Origin of the sequence: Pseudomonas cavernae (genome assembly GCF_003595175.1) — a bacterium.
Classification (GTDB): domain Bacteria; phylum Pseudomonadota; class Gammaproteobacteria; order Pseudomonadales; family Pseudomonadaceae; genus Aquipseudomonas; species Aquipseudomonas cavernae.
Genome location: NZ_CP032419.1, coordinates 922,358 through 941,374, shown reverse-complemented (window position 1 = coordinate 941,374; position 19,017 = coordinate 922,358). Strand labels below are relative to the sequence as shown.

Below are 19,017 nucleotides of genomic sequence, written 5' to 3'. Positions count from 1 at the left end.
GCGCCGGCCAAGTGCCGGCGTTTTTCTTGATAAACTGCGCGCCTCCTCTCACCGAGACGCCGCGCATGCCTTCTCTCAATCAGGCGCTGCGCGCCGCCTTCGATACCCGCCAGGCCCTGCTCACCGAACTGCATGCCCAGGGCACCGACTGCTACCGCCTGTTCCACGGCAGCCAGGAAGGCGCACCGGGCCTGACCGTCGACCGCTACGGCCCGCAGTTGCTGGTGCAGAGTTTCCACCAAACCCTCGAGCGCGACGCCCTGCTGGCCCTGCACGCGGAGATCGAGCGCAGCCTCGGCCTCGACCTGCTGCTGGTCTACAACGACCGCTCGCAGGGTAACTCGCGCATCGACCGCAGCGATCCGGTGTATCAGCCCGACGCCGCCGCCCTGAAAGACCTGATCGGCCACGAATGGGGCCTCAACTACCGGGTGCGCGGCCGCCATCCGGGCCAGGATCCACTGCTGTTCCTCGACCTGCGCAACGCCCGTGGCTGGATCAAGGCCCACAGTGCCGGCAAATCGGTGCTCAACCTGTTCGCCTACACCTGCGGCGTCGGTCTCAGCGCAGCGGCTGGTGGCGCCAGCACGGTGGTCAACCTGGACTTCGCCGAAGGCAACCTGGCGGTCGGCCGCGAGAACGGCGCGCTCAACCCGCAGCTGCCGGCCATGCAATTCGTCCAGTCCGATTACTTCCCGGCCGTCCGCCAGTTGGCCGGCCTGCCCGTCAGCGCGCGGCGCGGGCACAAACTGCCGCACTACCCACGCCTGCAGGCGCGCCAGTTCGACCTGGTGTTCCTCGACCCGCCGGCCTGGGCCAAGAGCACCTTCGGTACCGTCGACCTGCTGCGCGATTACCAGAGTCTGCTCAAGCCGGCGCTGCTGGCCACCGCCGCCAACGGCGTGCTGATCTGCTGCAACAACCTGGCGAAGGTGGCAATGCACGACTGGCGCGAGCAGGTGCTGCGCTGCGCCGAGAAACTCGGCCGATCGGTGCGCGACTGCCAACCCCTGCCCCCCGCCGCGGACTTCCCCTCGATGGACGGCCAGCCGCCGCTGAAGACCCTGATCCTGCGTTTTTGAGCGGGTGTAGGGGCCGCACACTCACACAGCCATGCCATACTCCACGGCACCTCAGCCTGGAAGATGACGCCGCACCATGCCCAAAGGATTGAAACGCGCCGCCGGCGCCCTGCTGATCGCCCTAGCCCTTTACAGCCTGCTCGGCTTCCTGATCCTCCCAGGCATCGCCCTGCGCGTGGCTAACCAGCAACTGGCCCAGTACGCGACGGTGCCAGCGCATTTGGAGCGCCTGGAACTCAACCCGTTCAGCCTGGAACTGACCCTCTGGGGCCTGCATGTCGGCGAAGCCGAGCAAGCGCAGGCCGGCTTCCAACGCCTGTACGCCAACCTGCAGCTGGACAGCCTGTGGAGTGGCGCGCTGCACCTGGCCGCGGTCGAGTTGGAGAAATCGCACACCGAGGTGCTGTTCGCCAAGGACGGCAAGCTCAACCTGAGCCAATTGTTCGAGCTGCCGCCGAGCGAACCGAAGCCCGCCGAACAGCCGCCGAGCGAACCCTTTCCGCTGCGCATCGACCGCATCGTTTTGACCGAAGGTGGTCTGCACTTCCAGGATCTGCGCCCCAGCGAGCCGGTCGAGTTCGCCTACGACTCGCTCAACCTCGAATTGATGAACCTCAGCACCCTGCCCCACGACAATGCCGACATGAGCCTAGTGGCCATCGGCCCGCACGGTGGGCGCATCGACTGGCATGGTCAGGTCAGCCTGTCGCCGATCACCTCCAGCGGCCAGCTCAAGCTCACCGACGGCAAGATGAAAGGCTTCTGGCCCTACGTGCGCGATGCCGTGCCGCTAGTACTGGAGGACGGCGTGATCAGCCTCAATAGCGACTACTCGCTGAACCTGACCAAAGGCACCGAGCTGAAGCTGAGCAACGCCACCATCACTGTGGCACCCTTCGCCATCAAGAGCCCGGACAACAAGCCCTTGGTGCGCCTGGAGCGCCTGGAAGTCAGCGAAACCAGCCTGGATCTGGCCAAGCAACAGGTAATCGTCGGCAAGATCCGCAGCCAGAATCTGGAAACCTGGGCCACCCGCGAGAAGGATGGCCAGCTCGACTGGCAGAAGCTGTTCGCCGCGCACCAGCGCCCACAGCCCCCTGCCCCTGCCCCTGCCCCTGCCCAGGCTCCGGCAGAGGCCGCCCCGGCACCCGCGACTCCTGAGACGCCAGCCGCGAGCCACCCGATGGCCGCCGGCGCTGCCCAGCAACCACTAACAACTCCACCTCCCGCCGCGCCAGCCCAGACGCCGACGCCGACGCCGACGCCAGCTGAGCCCGAACCGAGCAAGCCCTGGCAGGTGCTGCTGGTCGACACCCAGCTACGCGATTACCGCATCCACCTCGCCGACCGCCAGCCGGCCGAGCCTGTGGTCCTGGAGGTCGGCCCACTGAGCCTCGATCTGCGTAATTTCGACAGCCTCAACCAGTCGCCCTTCGGCCTCAAGCTCGAGACCGGGCTGGGCAAACAGGGCCAGCTGAGCGCCGAGGGCGAGGTCAACCTCAAGCCGGTCAGCGCCAAGCTCAAGGTCGCCACCCGCGACATCGACCTGCGTGTGGCGCAGGCCTACATCAGCCCGTTCATTCGCCTGGAACTGCGCAGCGGCCTGCTCGGCAGCGACCTCGATGTCGACCTGCAAAGCACAGAGCCGCTAGCTTTCGCCGTCAACGGCCGCGCCGAGGTCAACCAGCTGCACACCCTCGACACCCTCAAGGAGCGCGACTTCGTTAAATGGCAAACGCTGGTGCTGGAGGGCCTCAACTACCAGCACAAGGACCACCTGGAGATCGCCAAAGTCAGCCTCGACCAGCCCTACGCGCGGGTGATGATCAACGAAGACCAGACCACCAACATCAACGATTTGCTGATCCCGCAGCCCGCCACGCCTGCCGGCCAAACGCCGTCACCGGCGCCCGCCAACCCGGCGGGCAAGCCGCTGGGCATCCGTATCGGCGCAATCAGCATCGCCAACGGCTCGGCCAACTTCGCCGACTTCAGCCTGCGGCCCAACTTCGCCACCGCCATCCAGCAGCTCAATGGCAGTATCGGCACCCTCGACAGCCGCAAGCCGCAAGCGGCCAAGGTGGCGATCAAGGGCAAGGTCGACCGCTATGCGCCGGTGAGCATCCTCGGCAGCATCAATCCGTTCGACCCGCTGGACAGTCTCGATCTGACCACCAGCTTCAAGCGCGTCGAACTGACCACCCTCACCCCCTATTCCGGCAAGTTCGCCGGCTACCGCATCCGCAAGGGCCGGCTCAATCTCGACCTGCACTACCAGATCACCAAGAAGCAGCTGAAGGCGGAAAACAAGGTGGTGGTCGAACAACTGCAGCTCGGCGAGAAGGTCGACAGTCCGAACGCCGTCGACCTGCCGATTCGCCTGGCCGTGGCCCTGCTGAAGGACACCGAGGGCAAGATCAAGATCGAGCTGCCGGTCGCCGGCGACCTCAACGACCCCCAGTTCAGCGTCATGCCGATCGTCTGGCAGACCCTGCGCAACCTGGTGCTGCGCGCAGTGCAGGCGCCGTTCAAGTTCATCGCCGGGCTGGTCGGCGGCGGCAGCGACGTCGACCTCAGCAACGTGCCCTTCGCCCCCGGCAGCAGCGAACTGGACAGCGCCTCGCAGGGCACCCTCGACACCCTCGCCAAGGCGCTCAAGGAACGCCCGCAGTTGCGCCTGGAAGTCGAAGGCATCAGCGCCCAGAGCAGCGATGGGGCGTTGCTCGCCGAGCAGCGCCTGCAGCGCGAATACCAGACCACCTACTACAAGATCCTCCAGCGCCGCGGCGACAAGGTGCCGGCCGAGGCCAGTCAGCTGGAGGTGTCTGAGGATGACCAGAACGCCCTGCTCGAAGGGATCTACCGCACCCGCCTGAAGCAACAGCCGCCGGCCGAGTGGAAGGAGCTGGGCAGCGACGAGCGCGCGGCGAAGCTGCGCGAGGCCGTGCTGCAGTCCTGGGGCCAGAGCGAGCTGCTGCTGCGCCAACTGGCCCAGTCCCGGGCCGCCAGCGTGAAAAACTACCTGGTCGACAAGGGTGGCTTGTCGGACGAACGCATCTTCCTGATTGATGTCAGCCTCGCCGAGGCCGAGGCCGGCGGCAAGGTCGCCACTGCCCTGCATCTAGACAGCGAGTGAAGCCTGGTGCCCGGCCGCCGGCCGGGCACACGCTGACAGGCCCGCGGCGACGGTATAGGCTGGCACTAGCACTCGTCCCGGATGCCCGCGTGAAAAGCCTCGCTCTCCTCAGCCTGTCCTCGCTCCTGCTCGCCGGCCAGGCCTCGGCCGCCTCCACCCTGCGCTGCGGCAGCGCGCTGATCAGCCTCGGCGACCATATCAGCGAGGTGCGGAGCAAGTGCGGCCAGCCGCGCAGCCGCGACTTCCTCGGCTACCGCGAGGTGTTCGACGACTACGGCTACGGCCAGGAGGTAAAGGTCGAGGAATGGTCCTACGGCCCGCGCAGCGGCATGCTCTATTTCCTGCGTTTCGAGGGCAATCGCCTGGTCAATATCGAGAGCAAGCGCGGGAACTGATAGGCTTGCCGGACTACCCCAGGACAGGATGCCCAACCATGAAAGCCCTCCCTCTACTCGCCCTGCCGCTGCTGCTCCTCGCCGGTGAGACCTTTGCCTCCACCCTGCGCTGCGACAAGGGTATCGCCAGCGAAGGCGACCGCACCTCGGAAGTCCTCGCCAAATGCGGCAAGCCGGACAGCCGCGATTTCATCGGCTACAGCGAGAACAACTCCGGGCGCTCGGAGATACAGGTCGAGGAATGGGTCTACGGCCCGCGCAGCGGTGGCATGATCTACTTCCTGCGCTTCGAAGGCGGACGCCTGCAGGACATCGAGAGCAAGCGCGGCAACTGACCCGCGTCCACACCAACTCCCACGCCAAGGACGGCTGCGCATGTTGATTCTCCCCGCCGAGCACCCGCTGGACTGGAAAAAGCCGCCGGTCGTGACCCTGCTGCTGATCCTGCTCAATGTGCTGATCTACTTCGGCTACCAGGGCGGCGACCAGGCGCGCCAGGCGCAGGCGGTCAAGCTCTACCTCGACGGCGGCCTGCTCAACCGCGAGCGGGCGATGTTTCTCGACTCGTTCGCCAGCCGCCGCGAGCTAGACGCCAGCCAACAGCGCGCTGTCGCCGCCTTGCCACGCAGCCAGCTGGCCGGCCTGGCCCTGACCGACCTCGAATTCGAGCAGCGCGTGCATTACGACCCGAGCTATCAGGCCGACCCGGCCTGGCAGCAAGCGCGCCAGCGCGCCGAGGCCGCGCGCGATCGCATCAGCAACTACCGCTTCGGCTTTATCCCGGCGAAATTCAGCGTCCAGGGCCTGTTCGGCGCGATGTTCCTGCATGCCGACTTCGGCCATCTGGCCGGCAACATGCTGTTCCTGTTCATCTTCGGCTTCGCCCTGGAGATCGCCCTCGGCCGCTGGCTGTACCTCGGCCTGTACCTGCTCAGCGGCCTGGCCTCGCACCTGCTCTGGTGGCTGCTCGATCCGGTGTGGGTCACCGGCATCGGTGCCTCCGGAGCGATTTCCGGGCTGATGGGCATGTACCTGGGCGTCTACGGCCTGCGCCGGATCAACTTCTTCTACTGGCTCGGCCCGCTGTTCGGGTATTTCCGCGCGCCGGCGCTGTGGATCCTGCCGGTCTGGATGGGCAAGGAGCTGTACGGTTTGCTGCTGGCCACCGATCACGTCAACTACTACGCCCACCTCGGCGGCATGGGCGCCGGCTTCCTTGCCGTCTGGCTACCCCGCCAGGTCGGCCAGCTCAAGGTCGACGACGCCTATCTGCACAAGGACGATCCGGACGCCGCGTTCAAGCGCGAACTGGCCGGCCTCGACCAGCTGATTAGCCGCTTCGCCCTCGACCAGGCCGTGCCGCGCGGGCTCGACCTGCTGCAGCGCTACCCCGCACGCGTGGCCCTGCTGGAGCGCCTCTACCCCGTGGCCAAGAGCCGCCAGGACAAGGCCTTGCTGAGCGCCGTGCTGAAGCAGCTGTTCAGCCTGCCTGAGCCGTCCGCCCGGCCCCTGCTGCAGCGGCTCGCGGAAGATTCGAACGAGGCGGAACAGCCGCTGCTGCGCCATCCCGCCATCCAGCTGCATCTGCTCCAGGGGTTGGTGCGCGCAGGCGTCCACTCCCACGCGCTCAAGGCCTGGCGCAGACTCAGTCAACTGCCCAACCAGCCGACCCAGTTTCCAGCCTTGACCCTACAGCTAGCCAAGTTACTCGGTCAGCAACGCGATCTCGTCGCGGTCCGCGAGCTCAGCTCCTTCTTGCGCCAAGCCCATCCCCACGCCGAGCAGACTGAGCAACTGGGGCTCTATCAGCAGCATCTGAGCCGCGGCTGAACCTCCATAGACGAAAAACCCACCGGGACAAGCCGGTGGGTTGCTGTGCTGCGTGTCGATCAAAGGTGGCCGCTAAGATCGCGCACCTTTTGCTCGGCCCGCTCTTTGCTCCAACCGTAACCTTCTTGAAGTTTGCCGGCGAGCTGCTTCCATTTACCCCCGATGATGACGGTATCCATATAGGTCATCCTCGTATAGGTACTGGACAAACCAAAGCAGGAGCGTCTGTTTCGCCCTCCCGGGGCGGGGCCTCCATGCCCTGCCATACCTTCAAATTCTGGCTTTGTCGGTTTAGTCCGTCGCTTTCAGACCATCGGCCGAAACATCCGTGACGCCCTTGATAGCCTTGGTTTTTTCGATCGCCAAATCGCGCTCGGCATCATTGCCGACTACTCCAGACAAGGAAACCACGCCTTGATTGGTTTCGACTTTGATATCCAGCGCACTCAAGGCCTTATCCGCCACGAAGGTGGATTTGACCTTGCTGGTGATCCAGGTATCGGAGACGGCTTCCTGGGCTTTATCAACAGTTCCGGTAGCCGCCATCGGCGGTTGGGTGTTCTGCGGAGCAGCGATAGCTCCGCCCGCCATGGACAGGCTCAGTACGCCAGCAGTGGCGGCAGCAATCGCGAGTTTGTTGAAGGGCGTGTTCATTAGCGTCACTCCTGTTTTCTTGAAAAAACTGCGCCGGGTCCTGGCAACAGTCGCATAGGGACTAACAGTCACATAGGAACAAGCGCAAGCCCTGTGCCAGCTTTTCGATAAAAACAAAGCCCTTAACTTTCAACGAGTTGACAAATATCGGCGGCTACCCTGATCGTGCAGTTTGCAAGACCCAGCCAACCTCTCACCTGCAACTTGCATGATTTTTCCGCCCTCATGCGCCTGAGGATTGTTCTGCCAAGCGCGTCAGAGTCGCCTCCAGAGCGGTGACTTCGGCCAACAAGGGCGACTGCGGATAGCGCGCACGGATGAACGCCAGCAGCTGCTGCGCCGGCTCCAGCTGGCCGAGATTCTCGGCAAAACCGCGGGCCGCCAGCAGATAGGCGCGGGGGATGTGCGGATAGGCGGGGAAACGCTGGTGCAGGTTACGCAGCAGGCTCAGGGCCTCGCGGGTCTTGTGCCGCGCCAGCAGGGCGGCGGCTATGGTCTCGCAGACCAGTGCATCGGCGGGCAGAAAGTCCGCCTGCAACTGCCGCGCATTGAGCAGCGCGGTGGCCGCCAGCGGCGGATTGCGCCGCGCCGCCAACGGCAGGTAGTGGTTGAGGTGATGCAGGCAGCGCTGACGGGCGTTCAAGCCATAGAGCAGCTGATGGAAGCGCTCGTTCAACTTGAGGTCGTCGGGGTCGCGCTCCAACGCCAGCCTGAGGGTCTCTAGGGCCTGGCTGCTCTGGCCTTCCTTGAACCGCACCTCGGCCTCGGCCAGGGCGCGGCGGCGCAGGTATTCGGCCGCGGGGAAGCCGGCCTGATCCTCCGCATCGGCGATCACATAGCCGAGTGCACCCTGATACTGGAACACCGCATAGCCCATCATGGCGCACATCACCACGCCGAAATAACCGAACAGCAGGGCCGCCACCGGCATCAGCACCACCCGCGGCAAACCGCTGGAGAGCATGTAGGTGACCCAACTCGGCGATTGCCAGAGGATAAACAGGAAGGCGCAGAGGATCAGGTAACGCCAACCCATGGCCTTCATCACTTGACCGACCTGGTCCGGACTCAAGGCCGCGCCCAAGGTCTTGTCCAGCGCCAGGCGGATGATGCTGGCCGGCAACGCCAGCAGCAAGCCGAGGGTGACCGCCCAGTACAGCGCCTCGCTGTCGAAGTCGGCCGCCAGCCAGAGGGCGGCGAAAGCCAGGATGAACACCACCAGTTGCTTGAAGAACAGGCCGAAACCATCGCCGGTAAAGGCACTGAGCAGGCTCGGTGCCTGCTTTTCGGCCTGGCTGCAGGCCTCGATCACGCTGTAGAAGTACTTGGTCGCCACGCTGAAGAGGATGAACCAGAGCAGGATCGAGCGCGGCATGAACAGGCTGGTCAGGGCCAGCAACGCACTGAAGGCCAGCGGCCCGCTTTGCAGGGCGTAGGCGAAGAAGCGTGGAATGCGCTCCCAGAACGGCTGCGCGCTATTGGCTGCGCCGAGAAAGTCGAGCGTGCCGCGGCACAGCGGGCAGAGCGGCGTTTCCTCCGGAGCATCGGCATTCAGCGGAATGCAGCAATCGCCATAGGGACGCTGACAGGGCACGCAGTGCCAGGTCGCCGGTTGCGCGGGATGGTAGTGGCAGAGGGTCTTGTCCATGGCCGGGACGTCCTTGTGCAGGCATTGGGAACGGTGGGTACGGGCAAAAAAAAAGAGGGCCCACGAGGGCCCTCTTTTCTGGCTAGCCTGAGCTGGGATTAAACCCCGGAAGCCTCGGCAGCGGCTACGTCTTTGATCGACAGTTTGATGCGGCCGCGGTTGTCCACGTCCAGCACCAGCACCTTGACCTCCTGACCTTCCTTAAGCACGTCGGTGACCTTCTCGACGCGCTGATCACTCAACATCGAGATGTGCACCAGACCGTCCTTGCCCGGCAGGATGTTGACGAAGGCGCCGAAGTCGACGATGCGCTCGACCTTGCCGACATAGATCTTGCCGATCTCGGCTTCCGCGGTGATGGCCAGTACGCGCTGTTTGGCAGCCTCGGCCGCTTCCTTGGTTTCGCCGAAAATCTTGATCGAGCCGTCGTCTTCGATGTCGATCGAGGCCTTGGTCTCTTCGCAAATGCCGCGGATGGTGGCGCCACCCTTGCCGATCACGTCACGGATCTTGTCCTGGTCGATCTTCATCGCCAGCATGGTCGGGGCGTTTTCGGACAGCTCGCTGCGCGACTGGGCGATTACCTGGTTCATCTGGCCGAGGATGTTCAGGCGTGCTTCCAGTGCCTGCTGGAGAGCGATCTCCATGATCTCTTCGGTGATGCCGTTGATCTTGATGTCCATCTGCAGCGCGGTCACGCCCTTGGCGGTACCGGCTACTTTGAAGTCCATGTCGCCGAGGTGGTCTTCGTCACCGAGGATGTCGGTGAGGATGGCGAACTTCTCGCCTTCCTTGACCAGGCCCATGGCGATACCGGCCACCGGTGCCTTCATCGGCACACCGGCGTCCATCAGTGCCAGGGAAGCGCCGCAGACCGAAGCCATGGAGCTGGAACCGTTGGATTCGGTGATCTCCGAGACCACGCGGATGGTGTACGGGAACTCGTCGGCGCTCGGCAGCATGGCCGATACGCTACGGCGGGCCAGACGGCCGTGACCGATTTCGCGACGACCGGTAGCACCCATGCGGCCACACTCACCGACCGAATAGGGCGGGAAGTTGTAGTGCAGCATGAAGGGGTCTTTGCGCTCGCCTTCGAGGGTATCGAGCAGCTGGGCGTCACGCGCGGTGCCGAGGGTGGCCACCACCAGCGCCTGGGTTTCACCGCGGGTGAACAGCGCTGAACCGTGAGTCTTGTCGAGCACGCCGACTTCGATGTTCAGGCCGCGTACGGTACGGGTGTCGCGGCCATCGATACGCGGTTTGCCATTAACGATGTTCTCGCGCACGGTGCGGTATTCGATTTCGCCGAAGGCGTCTTTGACTTCACCGGCAGACGGTTGGCCTTCTTCACCGGAGAACTTGGCGACGACCTGGTCACGCAACTCGCCCAGACGGCCATAACGCTCGTGCTTGACGGTGATGGTGTAGGCCTGGGAGATCGCTTCGCCGAACTCGCCACGGATGGCGTCGAGCAGTGGGGTGTTGGCCGGTTTGGCCTGCCAGTCCCAAGTCGGTTTACCCGCTTCGGCAGCCAGTTCGCTGACGGCCTTGATCACGGCCTGGAATTCGTCATGGGCGAAGAGCACGGCGCCGAGCATCTGGTCTTCGGTCAGCTCTTTGGCTTCCGATTCGACCATCAGGACCGCGTCTTTAGTGCCGGCCACGACCATGTCCAGGCTGGAAGCCTTGAGTTGCTCGTAGGTCGGGTTCAACAGGTAGCCGGTTTCCGGGTGGAAGGCCACGCGCGCGGCACCGATCGGGCCCTCGAACGGGATCCCGGAGATGGCCAGGGCGGCCGAGGTACCGATCATCGCGGCGATGTCCGGATCGGTTTTCTTGCTGGTGGAAACCACGGTGCAGATGACCTGCACTTCGTTCTGGAAGCCTTCCGGGAACAGCGGACGGATCGGACGGTCGATCAGACGCGAGGTCAGGGTCTCTTTCTCGGAAGGACGCGCTTCACGCTTGAAGAAACCGCCGGGGATCTTGCCGGCGGCGTAGGTTTTTTCCTGGTAATGCACGGAGAGCGGGAAAAAGCCTTTGCTCGGGTCGGCAGTTTTGGCGCCGGTCACAGCGACCAATACGGTAACGTCGTTGTCGACGGTGACCAGCACGGCGCCGGAGGCTTGACGGGCGATACGGCCCGTCTCGAGGGTGACGGTCGATTGACCGAACTGGAATTTCTTGATTACCGGGTTCACGGTGTTTTCCTTCTCTCTGTTGCCTTGGGGGAACTGTGCATCTTGCGAAATTCGGGGGCAGTCACAGGTGTCGGACCCGTAAACCGTCCAGGCAAAAAGCCAGAAGCTGGAAGCCCGCAACCAGAAGCCCGGTGAAACCCGACTTCCAGCAACAAACTCCCAGCTTCCAACTCAGGTCGCGTCTTAGCGACGCAGACCCAGGCGACCGATCAGGGCGCTGTAACGAGTGGTGTCCTTGGCCTTCAGGTAATCCAGCAGCTTGCGACGCTGGTTAACCATACGGATCAGACCACGACGGGAGTGGTGGTCTTTACCGTTGGCCTTGAAGTGGCCTTGCAGCTTGTTGATGTTGGCGGACAGCAGTGCAACTTGCACTTCCGGAGAACCGGTGTCGCCTTCAGCTTGCTTGTACTCGTTAACGATCTGGGCTTTTTCTTCAACGCTGAGTGCCATGATGGGCTTCCTCTAAATGGAACAGGCCAGGAATCGCTTCCTGTGTTTGGATGAAGGAATGACCGTGCCTGCCAACAGCCACCCTCGTTGCCCGCAAGCGGACGAATCCGCACGCGGGTTCGGTCATTCCGACCGAATCAGTCGACGCGGCGCAATCCGCCCGTCTTCGCTCACTTCGCCGATACCGATGAAGCGACCGTTGTGATCTTGCACCCGCACCATGCCAAACTTGGGCGCCTCCGGTGCGCGTACCGGCTGTCCATGCAGCCAGTAATAACTGCTGTGCTCGGAGAACTGCAGCAGTGGCCAATGTTCCAGGCCACTATCGGATGGCAGCAGGAAACGATCCAGCGCCTCGTTGCCGCCCTCGGCATGGGCCTGTTCCAGCGTCTCCAGACTGACCGTCTGCGCCAACTGGAAGGGCCCGGCCTGGGTACGCCGCAACTCGGCGACATGGGCACCGCAACCAAGCAGCTGGCCGATGTCTTCGACCAAGGTACGGATATAGGTGCCTTTGCTGCAGGCCACGGCCAATCGCGCTTGCGACTGCTCCACACTGAGCAAATCCAAGCGCGCAATAGTAACAGAACGCGCCTCACGCTCCACTACTTCACCCGCCCGCGCCAGCTTGTACAGCGGCTGACCATCGCGTTTGAGGGCCGAGTACATCGGGGGTATCTGACTGATTTCACCACGAAAACGCGGCAGCACAGCCTCGATATCGGCACGACCAACGGTCACCTCGCGACGCTCCAGCACTTCACCTTCGGCATCGCCGGTGCTGGTGGCCACCCCTAACTGCATCAGGGTTTCATAGCCCTTGTCGGCATCCAGCAGGTATTGCGAGAATTTGGTCGCCTCGCCAAAGCACAGCGGCAGCACGCCGGTGGCCAACGGGTCGAGACTGCCGGTATGGCCGGCCTTCTCGGCATTCAGCAGCCAGCGGACCTTCTGCAGCGCGGCGTTTGAAGTGAGGCCACGCGGCTTGTCGAGCAGGAGGATGCCGCTGACGTTGCGGCGAACACGCTTAACCTGAGCCACTGCTTACTCCTCGGCATCCGGATCAACAGGGCGATGCTGACTGTCTTCAGCCATCGCACGATCGATCAGCGCCGACAGATGGGTGCCGCGAATGACACTCTCGTCGTAGTGGAAATGCAGCTGCGGCACACTGCGCAGCTTCATCGCACGGCCCAGCTGCATGCGCAGGAAGCCGGCGGCATCATTGAGGGCCTTGAGGTTCTGCGCGATTGCTTCATCACCCTCTTGGCCCATCACGGTAATGAAAATCTTGGCGTGGCCGACATCGCGGCTCACCTCGACGGCGGTGATGGTCACCAGCCCCACGCGTGGGTCTTTGACTTCGCGGCGGATCAGCTGGGATAGCTCGCGCTGCATCTGATCGCCGATGCGTTGGGTACGGCTATAGTCTTTTGCCATGGTTACTACCTGTCACTCTCCACGCGGGCAAAACCCGGGCGGTTTAGAAGCGGCAAACGCCCGGCCAGCGGAAGCCGGACCGGGCGTTGCGTCTTACGGCTCGCGGCTTAGAGGCTGCGGGCCACTTGGACTTTCTCGAACACTTCGATCTTGTCGCCGACCTTGACGTCGTTGTAGCTCTTCACGCCGATGCCGCACTCCATGCCGGCGCGCACTTCGGACATGTCGTCCTTGAAGCGCCGCAGCGATTCCAGCTCGCCTTCGAAGATCACCACGTCTTCACGTAGTACGCGGATCGGACGGTTACGGTGAACGATGCCCTCGATCACCATACAGCCGGCGATCGCGCCAAACTTCGGCGAACGGAACACATCACGCACTTCGGCAATACCCAGGATGTTCTCGCGAACATCGCTGCCGAGCATACCGGTCAGCGCCTTCTTAACATCTTCAATGATGTCGTAGATGACGTTGTAGTAGCGCATGTCCAGACCTTCCTGCTCGACGATCTTGCGCGCGCCAGCATCAGCCCGCACGTTGAAGCCGAACAGCACCGCATTGGAGGCCAGCGCCAGGTTGGCATCGCTCTCGGTGATACCACCGACACCGCCTGCCACCACCCGTACCTGGACTTCCTCGTTGCCCAGACCACCGAGGGAGCCTTGCAGCGCCTCCAACGAACCACGGACGTCGGACTTGAGGACGATGTTGAGCGTCTTCTTCTCGTCCTGGCCCATGCTTTCGAAGATGTTTTCCAGCTTGCCGGCCTGCGCACGCGCGAGTTTGACTTCGCGGAACTTGCCCTGCCGGAACAGCGCCACTTCGCGCGCCTTCTTCTCGTCGGAGACGATGGTCAGCTCGTCACCGGCATCCGGGGTGCCGTCCAGACCGAGGATCTCGACCGGGATCGCCGGGCCGGCCTCTTTGATTGGCTGGCCATTCTCGTCGAGCATGGCGCGGATACGCCCGTAATTGGAACCGACCAGTGCCATGTCGCCCTGGCGCAGGGTACCGTCCTGCACCAGCACGGTCGCCACCGGGCCGCGGCCCTTGTCCAGACGCGACTCGACCACTACACCACGCCCAGGCGCGGTCGGGGTTGCCTTCAGCTCGAGAACCTCGGCCTGCAGCAGCACCGCCTCGAGCAGCTCGTCGACACCCGTACCGACCTTGGCCGAGACTGGAACGAACTGGGTGTTGCCACCCCACTCTTCCGGAATAACATCCAGCGCCGCCAAGTCATTCTTGATGCGGTCGAGATCGGCGCCCTGCTTGTCGATCTTGTTCACGGCTACTACCAGTGGCACACCGGCCGCACGGGCATGCTGGACCGCTTCCTGGGTCTGCGGCATCACGCCGTCGTCCGCCGCCACCACCAGGATGACGATATCGGTCGCCTTGGCACCACGCGCCCGCATCGCGGTGAACGCGGCGTGGCCTGGGGTATCGAGGAAAGTGACCATGCCGCGGTCGGTTTCCACGTGGTAAGCACCGATGTGCTGAGTGATGCCGCCGGCCTCGCCCGCCGCCACCTTGGCACGACGGATATAGTCGAGCAGCGAGGTCTTACCGTGGTCGACGTGACCCATAACGGTCACTACCGGCGCCCGGGCAACAGCCTCGCCTTCAAACTTCAGCGACTCGGCCAGTTGTTCTTCCAGCACGTTATCGCTGACCAGCTTGACCTTATGGCCCAGCTCTTCGGCGATCAGCTGCGCGGTTTCCTGGTCAAGCACCTGGTTGATGGTCACCGGGGTGCCCATCTTGAACATGAACTTGATGACCTCGGCCGCCTTCACCGACATCTGCTGAGCCAAATCACCCACGGTGATCGTTTCACCGAGCGCAACCTCGCGCACGACCGGGCCGGTCGGGCTCTGGAAGCCGTGCTGATTGCGCTTCTTCAGCTTCGCCTTGCCACGACCACCACGACGAAAACCATCGCTCTCTTCCTCAGTGGTCCGCGGAGCCACTCGCGGCGTCGGGGCCTTTTCCTTGAGGCTCGGGCGGTGCGTGGAGTTCTTACGCTCACCGCGGCGATCACTGTCATCCACACGGGCGCGCTCAGGACGACGCACCTCGTCCTTCTTGCGCTCCTCAACCGCCGCAGGCGCAGCTTCGACTGCCGCCAGGACCGGCGTATCACTCACCGTTGCCGGCGCCGCGACCGCAGAAGTAGCCTGACGACGCGCTTCTTCCTCAGCAGCCTGGCGCTTAGCCTCTTCCGCTGCGTGCAGACGCGCAGCCTCTTCGGCTGCAGCACGCTGCTGCTCTTCCAGTTCGCGCTTCTTCTCGGCTTCGATCTCTTCCGAGCTGCGCTTAACGAAGGTTTTCTTCTTGCGCACTTCAACGCTGATGGTCTTGCTACCGGCTACCCGCAGGGTGCTGGTGGTCTTGCGCTGCAAGGTAATCTTGCGCGGCTCTTCAACCTTCTCGCCGTGACTGCTCTTGAGATGGGCCAACAGGGCCTGCTTCTCGTTATCGGTCACAACTTGCTCGGCGCCCGTGTGCGGTAAACCCGCCTCACGCATCTGCTGCAGCAGGCGCTCTACCGGTGTGTTGACCACTTGGGCCAGTTCTTTCACCGTGACTTGCGTCATGCACTTCTCTCCTCAGGCCGCAAACTTACTCGAACCAGTGGGCTCGGGCGGCCATGATCAACTTGCCGGCACGCTCTGCGTCGATACCGTCGATGTCGAGCAAGTCGTCGATCGACTGCTCGGCCAGGTCTTCGCGGTTTATCACGCCGCGCACCGCCAACTCTTGCGCAAGCGCTTTATCCATACCCTCGAGCGAGAGCAGATCTTCAGCCGGCTGGGCATCAGCCAGTTTTTCTTCCGTGGCGATGGCCTTGGTCAGCAGGCGATCCTTGGCTCGCGCACGCAGCTCATTGACGATGTCTTCGTCGAAACCGTCGATGCTGAGCATTTCTTCCATCGGCACGTAGGCGATTTCTTCCAGGCTGGTGAACCCTTCCTCGACCAGGACCTGGGCCAACTCCTCGTCAACCTCCAACTCGTCGATGAAGGCCTGCATGATGTCGCCGGTTTCGGCCTGCTGCTTGGCCTGGATATCGGCCTCGGTCATCACGTTCAGGGTCCAGCCGGTCAGCTGACTAGCCAACCGCACATTCTGGCCGCCACGGCCAATGGCCTGAGCCAGATTGTCTTCGCCAACAGCGATGTCCATGGCATGGGCATCTTCGTCAACGATGATGGCCGCTACTTCCGCCGGCGACATGGCATTGATCACGAACTGCGCAGGATTGTCGTCCCACAGCACGATATCCACTCGCTCGCCACCCAACTCGCCGGACACTGCCTGAACGCGCGAACCGCGCATGCCGATGCACGCGCCCTGCGGGTCGATGCGCTTGTCCTTGGAGCGCACGGCGATCTTGGCCCGCGAACCCGGGTCACGGGACGCCGCCTTCACGTCGATCAACTCTTCGGCGATTTCCGGTACTTCGATGCGGAACAGCTCAATCAGCATTTCCGGCGCGGTACGCGAGAGGATCAACTGCGGACCGCGGTTCTCGGTACGGATTTCCTTCAGCAGGGCACGCACGCGGGCACCGACGCGGAACGTCTCACGCGGGATGATGTCCTCACGCGCCAGTAGCGCCTCGGCATTGTTGCCAAGATCGACGATGACGTTATCGCGAGTCACCTTCTTCACGGTGCCGGAAATGATCTCACCGAGCCGTTCGCGATAGGCTTCAACCACCTGCGCGCGCTCGGCCTCGCGCACTTTCTGCACGATCACTTGCTTGGCCGTCTGAGCAGCGATACGCCCAAATTCGATCGACTCGATCTTCTCTTCGATGATGTCGCCCAGCTTGGCCCCTGCTTGCTGCTCCTGAGCCTGCTCGACCGTCAGCTCGGCGGCTGGATTTTCCAACTCTTCTTCATCGACCACAGTCCAGCACCGGAACGTATCGTAATTGCCGGTGTGGCGATTGATCGCCACCCGCAACTCGACCTCGTCCTCAAAGCGCTTTTTGGTCGCAGTGGCCAGAGCCAACTCCAGCGCCTCAAAAATCACGCTGGCCGGTACGCCCTTTTCGTTGGACACCGACTCAACTACTAGCAGTACTTCTTTGCTCATCGTACGCCTCGCCTTTCGCAATCCATTGGATCCGCGGGATCCGCGTCTCAGTCAAAACTGGGGACGATGTTGGCCTTATCGATCGAGTCGATCGGCAACAGGTATTCGTGCTCGTCCACCAACACCACAACATCCTGCTCCTCCACTCCGCGGAGGATGCCCTGGAAGTTGCGCCGCCCGTCATAGGGCGAGCGCAGCTTGATCTTCACCTGCGCCCCGGCATGGGCAGCGAACTGTTCGAGCGTGAACAGCGGCCGATCCATACCAGGAGAAGAAACTTCAAGGGTATATTCGCTACTGATCGGGTCCTCGACATCGAGAACACCGCTCACCTGACGGCTAACAATCTCGCAATCGTCTACCAAAATGCCATTGGCATGATCGATATAAACGCGAAGCAGGGAATGCCGCCCTTGGGAAAGAAACTCGATGCCCCAGCATTGATAGCCAAGCGCTTCGATTACCGGGGCCAACAAGGCCTGCAACTCTTCTAGCTTGCTCGACACCTGAGCCTCTCGTGTGCTGTGCAAATAAAAAATGGGCGAAACGCCCATCCCTTCAAATCGCCGCAAAATACAGACGATTACTGACTGTCCAGCTAACAAAAAGCCCCTAAAAAGGGGCTCCGCTACAACTGGTTGCGGGGGCTGGATTTGAACCAACGACCTTCGGGTTATGAGCCCGACGAGCTACCAGACTGCTCCACCCAGCGCCAAAGCTGGGGCCGAAGTATACGACCGAACCCTGCCAAGGGTCAATCAACCCCCTGCCAACAAGAAAGCCCGCAATCGCGGGCTTTCTTGTTAATTGGTACCGAGGAGGGGACTCGAACCCCTACAGCCTATGGCCACTACCACCTCAAGGTAGCGTGTCTACCAATTCCACCACCTCGGCAAAACTGTTTTACTTTTGCTCCAGAGCTTTTGGCACATCAGCCGCATTACCGGCCGCCGGCTTTTGCTCTTCGAGCACCGGCACATCATCTGTAGCCGGTTTTTGCTGCGGAACCTCAAGCACCGCTGGATCAGGCAGACCAACCTCGGTCAGCGCCTCAGCTTTTTCCTTAGCAAAGTAGCCTAAGCCCAAGCTAGTAATGAAAAAAGCGGCGGCCAGTATAGCAGTAAAGCGACTCAAAAAGGTAGAGGAACCTTGACTGCCAAAAACGGTGGCGGAAGCCCCCGAACCGAAAGAGGCACCAGCATCAGCCCCCTTCCCCTGCTGCAACAGCACCAGCACGACCACACACAGCGCCGCCAACAGATGCAAAACAACCACGACAGTTTCCAGCATTTCTTCAGCTTCCTGCGGCACGACAAATCGCGCCGAACTCATCCGCATTCAGAGAGGCCCCACCAATGAGCCCCCCATCGATATCCGGCATGCCGAACAATTCAGCCGCATTGGCCGCCTTCACGCTGCCGCCATACAAAATTCTTACACCACGCGCGACTTCCGAGTTTTCAGTCGCCAGTTGCGCCCGAATCGCCGCATGCACCTCTTGAGCCTGCTGCGGCGAAGCCGTCAGGCCGGTACCAATAGCCCAGACAGGCTCATAAGCCACTACCGCCCGCGCAAAAGCTCCGACGCCAAGCCCCTCGATCACACTGCCGAGCTGCCGCCCAACCACCTCGAGGGTCCGCCCCGCCTGACGCTGCTCCAGGGTTTCTCCGACACAGAGCACCGGAATCAACCCACAAGACTGCGCCGCGGCGAACTTGCGACCAAGCAACTCATCCCGCTCCCCCAGAATCAGGCGACGCTCGGAGTGCCCAACCAGCACCAGAGTACAACCCGCATCAGCTAGCTGACTCGGGGCAACCTCACCGGTCAACGCGCCCTGCATGGGCTCAACCGCGCAATTCTGCGCACCGATGGCAATCGGCTTGCCTTCGAGCCCCGTGATCACCTGATTGATATACAGGCAGGGCGGAAAAACCGCGACTTCAACACCGCCCGGCAAAGCCAAATGGCGAAGACCTGTGATCAGCTCTGCGACGCTGGTGCGGGTACCGTGCATTTTCCAGTTACCAGCTACCAAGGGGCGACGCATGCTTTACCTCGCAGGTCA

At 62.7% G+C, this 19,017-nt stretch carries 17 protein-coding genes and 2 tRNA genes; 5 read left to right on the top strand and 14 right to left on the bottom strand.

The window, feature by feature from the left end; genetic code table 11:
* The first annotated feature begins 65 nt into the window (after window positions 1–65).
* The 5 genes from D3880_RS04330 to D3880_RS04310 all read left to right on the top strand — a co-directional run bounded on the left by D3880_RS04330 (window position 66) and on the right by D3880_RS04310 (window position 6,443).
* Window positions 66–1,082, top strand: a complete 1,017-nt coding sequence (locus D3880_RS04330) for a class I SAM-dependent rRNA methyltransferase (protein WP_119892288.1) — start codon at window positions 66–68, stop codon at window positions 1,080–1,082.
* 76 nt (window positions 1,083–1,158) lie between these two features.
* The gene (locus tag D3880_RS04325) at window positions 1,159–4,218 is read left to right on the top strand and encodes a DUF748 domain-containing protein (protein ID WP_119892287.1); all 3,060 of its coding nucleotides are present in this window, start codon (window positions 1,159–1,161) and stop codon (window positions 4,216–4,218) included.
* A gap of 89 nt (window positions 4,219–4,307) precedes the next feature.
* A complete protein-coding gene (locus D3880_RS04320) occupies window positions 4,308–4,613 on the top strand; it encodes a DUF2845 domain-containing protein (protein WP_119892286.1) in 306 nt (101 codons plus the stop codon).
* A gap of 38 nt (window positions 4,614–4,651) precedes the next feature.
* Window positions 4,652–4,948, top strand: coding sequence for a DUF2845 domain-containing protein (locus D3880_RS04315; protein ID WP_119892285.1), 297 nt, complete (start codon window positions 4,652–4,654; stop codon window positions 4,946–4,948).
* A 40-nt stretch (window positions 4,949–4,988) separates the two neighbouring features.
* Window positions 4,989–6,443, top strand: a complete 1,455-nt coding sequence (locus D3880_RS04310) for a rhomboid family intramembrane serine protease (protein ID WP_119892284.1) — start codon at window positions 4,989–4,991, stop codon at window positions 6,441–6,443.
* Window positions 6,444–6,502: 59 nt separating this feature from the next.
* On the opposite strand, the gene D3880_RS23030 is transcribed toward D3880_RS04310, so the two are convergent.
* From D3880_RS23030 to tpiA, 14 genes are all read right to left on the bottom strand, one after another.
* The gene (locus D3880_RS23030) at window positions 6,503–6,622 is read right to left on the bottom strand and encodes a CsbD family protein (protein ID WP_238474402.1); all 120 of its coding nucleotides are present in this window, start codon (window positions 6,620–6,622) and stop codon (window positions 6,503–6,505) included.
* 112 nt (window positions 6,623–6,734) lie between these two features.
* Window positions 6,735–7,097, bottom strand: a complete 363-nt coding sequence (locus D3880_RS04305; RefSeq protein ID WP_119892283.1) for a BON domain-containing protein — start codon at window positions 7,095–7,097, stop codon at window positions 6,735–6,737.
* Window positions 7,098–7,320: 223 nt separating this feature from the next.
* Window positions 7,321–8,745 (bottom strand): tetratricopeptide repeat protein, encoded by a 1,425-nt coding sequence (locus D3880_RS04300; protein ID WP_119892282.1) that lies wholly within the window; start codon window positions 8,743–8,745, stop codon window positions 7,321–7,323.
* A gap of 98 nt (window positions 8,746–8,843) precedes the next feature.
* Complete coding sequence (pnp, locus tag D3880_RS04295) at window positions 8,844–10,949, bottom strand: polyribonucleotide nucleotidyltransferase (RefSeq protein ID WP_119892281.1); 2,106 nt, start codon at window positions 10,947–10,949, stop codon at window positions 8,844–8,846.
* 183 nt (window positions 10,950–11,132) lie between these two features.
* A complete protein-coding gene (rpsO, locus tag D3880_RS04290) occupies window positions 11,133–11,402 on the bottom strand; it encodes a 30S ribosomal protein S15 (protein ID WP_119892280.1) in 270 nt (89 codons plus the stop codon).
* A gap of 123 nt (window positions 11,403–11,525) precedes the next feature.
* Window positions 11,526–12,443, bottom strand: coding sequence for a tRNA pseudouridine(55) synthase TruB (gene truB / locus D3880_RS04285; RefSeq protein WP_119892279.1), 918 nt, complete (start codon window positions 12,441–12,443; stop codon window positions 11,526–11,528).
* 3 nt (window positions 12,444–12,446) lie between these two features.
* A complete protein-coding gene (gene rbfA / locus D3880_RS04280) occupies window positions 12,447–12,842 on the bottom strand; it encodes a 30S ribosome-binding factor RbfA (protein ID WP_119892278.1) in 396 nt (131 codons plus the stop codon).
* A 107-nt stretch (window positions 12,843–12,949) separates the two neighbouring features.
* Complete coding sequence (gene infB / locus D3880_RS04275) at window positions 12,950–15,442, bottom strand: translation initiation factor IF-2 (RefSeq protein ID WP_119892277.1); 2,493 nt, start codon at window positions 15,440–15,442, stop codon at window positions 12,950–12,952.
* A gap of 25 nt (window positions 15,443–15,467) precedes the next feature.
* On the bottom strand, window positions 15,468–16,949 hold the full coding sequence (gene nusA / locus D3880_RS04270; protein ID WP_119892276.1) for a transcription termination factor NusA: 1,482 nt from the start codon (window positions 16,947–16,949) through the stop codon (window positions 15,468–15,470).
* A 47-nt stretch (window positions 16,950–16,996) separates the two neighbouring features.
* Complete coding sequence (rimP, locus tag D3880_RS04265) at window positions 16,997–17,455, bottom strand: ribosome maturation factor RimP (RefSeq protein ID WP_119892275.1); 459 nt, start codon at window positions 17,453–17,455, stop codon at window positions 16,997–16,999.
* 129 nt (window positions 17,456–17,584) lie between these two features.
* A tRNA-Met gene (locus D3880_RS04260) sits at window positions 17,585–17,661 on the bottom strand.
* Window positions 17,662–17,757: 96 nt separating this feature from the next.
* Window positions 17,758–17,843: transfer RNA gene (locus tag D3880_RS04255), tRNA-Leu, on the bottom strand.
* A gap of 9 nt (window positions 17,844–17,852) precedes the next feature.
* A complete protein-coding gene (gene secG, locus D3880_RS04250) occupies window positions 17,853–18,281 on the bottom strand; it encodes a preprotein translocase subunit SecG (protein ID WP_177412155.1) in 429 nt (142 codons plus the stop codon).
* Entirely contained in the window at window positions 18,244–18,999 is a 756-nt protein-coding gene (tpiA, locus tag D3880_RS04245) for a triose-phosphate isomerase (protein ID WP_119892273.1), read from the bottom strand. The genes secG and tpiA overlap by 38 nt, the downstream gene beginning before the upstream one ends.
* Between the last annotated feature and the right edge of the window lie 18 nt (window positions 19,000–19,017).

Bases quoted from the DNA above. Each gene is read 5' to 3' on its own strand.
- D3880_RS04305 (WP_119892283.1), bottom strand. From the start codon at position 7,097: ATGAACACGCCCTTCAACAAACTCGCGATTGCTGCCGCCACTGCTGGC.
- D3880_RS23030 (WP_238474402.1), bottom strand. From the start codon at position 6,622: ATGGATACCGTCATCATCGGGGGTAAATGGAAGCAGCTCGCCGGCAAA.
- rpsO (WP_119892280.1), bottom strand. From the start codon at position 11,402: ATGGCACTCAGCGTTGAAGAAAAAGCCCAGATCGTTAACGAGTACAAG.
- rbfA (WP_119892278.1), bottom strand. From the start codon at position 12,842: ATGGCAAAAGACTATAGCCGTACCCAACGCATCGGCGATCAGATGCAG.
- tpiA (WP_119892273.1), bottom strand. From the start codon at position 18,999: ATGCGTCGCCCCTTGGTAGCTGGTAACTGGAAAATGCACGGTACCCGC.
- infB (WP_119892277.1), bottom strand. From the start codon at position 15,442: ATGACGCAAGTCACGGTGAAAGAACTGGCCCAAGTGGTCAACACACCG.
- D3880_RS04325 (WP_119892287.1), top strand. From the start codon at position 1,159: ATGCCCAAAGGATTGAAACGCGCCGCCGGCGCCCTGCTGATCGCCCTA.
- D3880_RS04315 (WP_119892285.1), top strand. From the start codon at position 4,652: ATGAAAGCCCTCCCTCTACTCGCCCTGCCGCTGCTGCTCCTCGCCGGT.
- D3880_RS04300 (WP_119892282.1), bottom strand. From the start codon at position 8,745: ATGGACAAGACCCTCTGCCACTACCATCCCGCGCAACCGGCGACCTGG.
- nusA (WP_119892276.1), bottom strand. From the start codon at position 16,949: ATGAGCAAAGAAGTACTGCTAGTAGTTGAGTCGGTGTCCAACGAAAAG.
- D3880_RS04310 (WP_119892284.1), top strand. From the start codon at position 4,989: ATGTTGATTCTCCCCGCCGAGCACCCGCTGGACTGGAAAAAGCCGCCG.
- secG (WP_177412155.1), bottom strand. From the start codon at position 18,281: ATGAGTTCGGCGCGATTTGTCGTGCCGCAGGAAGCTGAAGAAATGCTG.
- D3880_RS04330 (WP_119892288.1), top strand. From the start codon at position 66: ATGCCTTCTCTCAATCAGGCGCTGCGCGCCGCCTTCGATACCCGCCAG.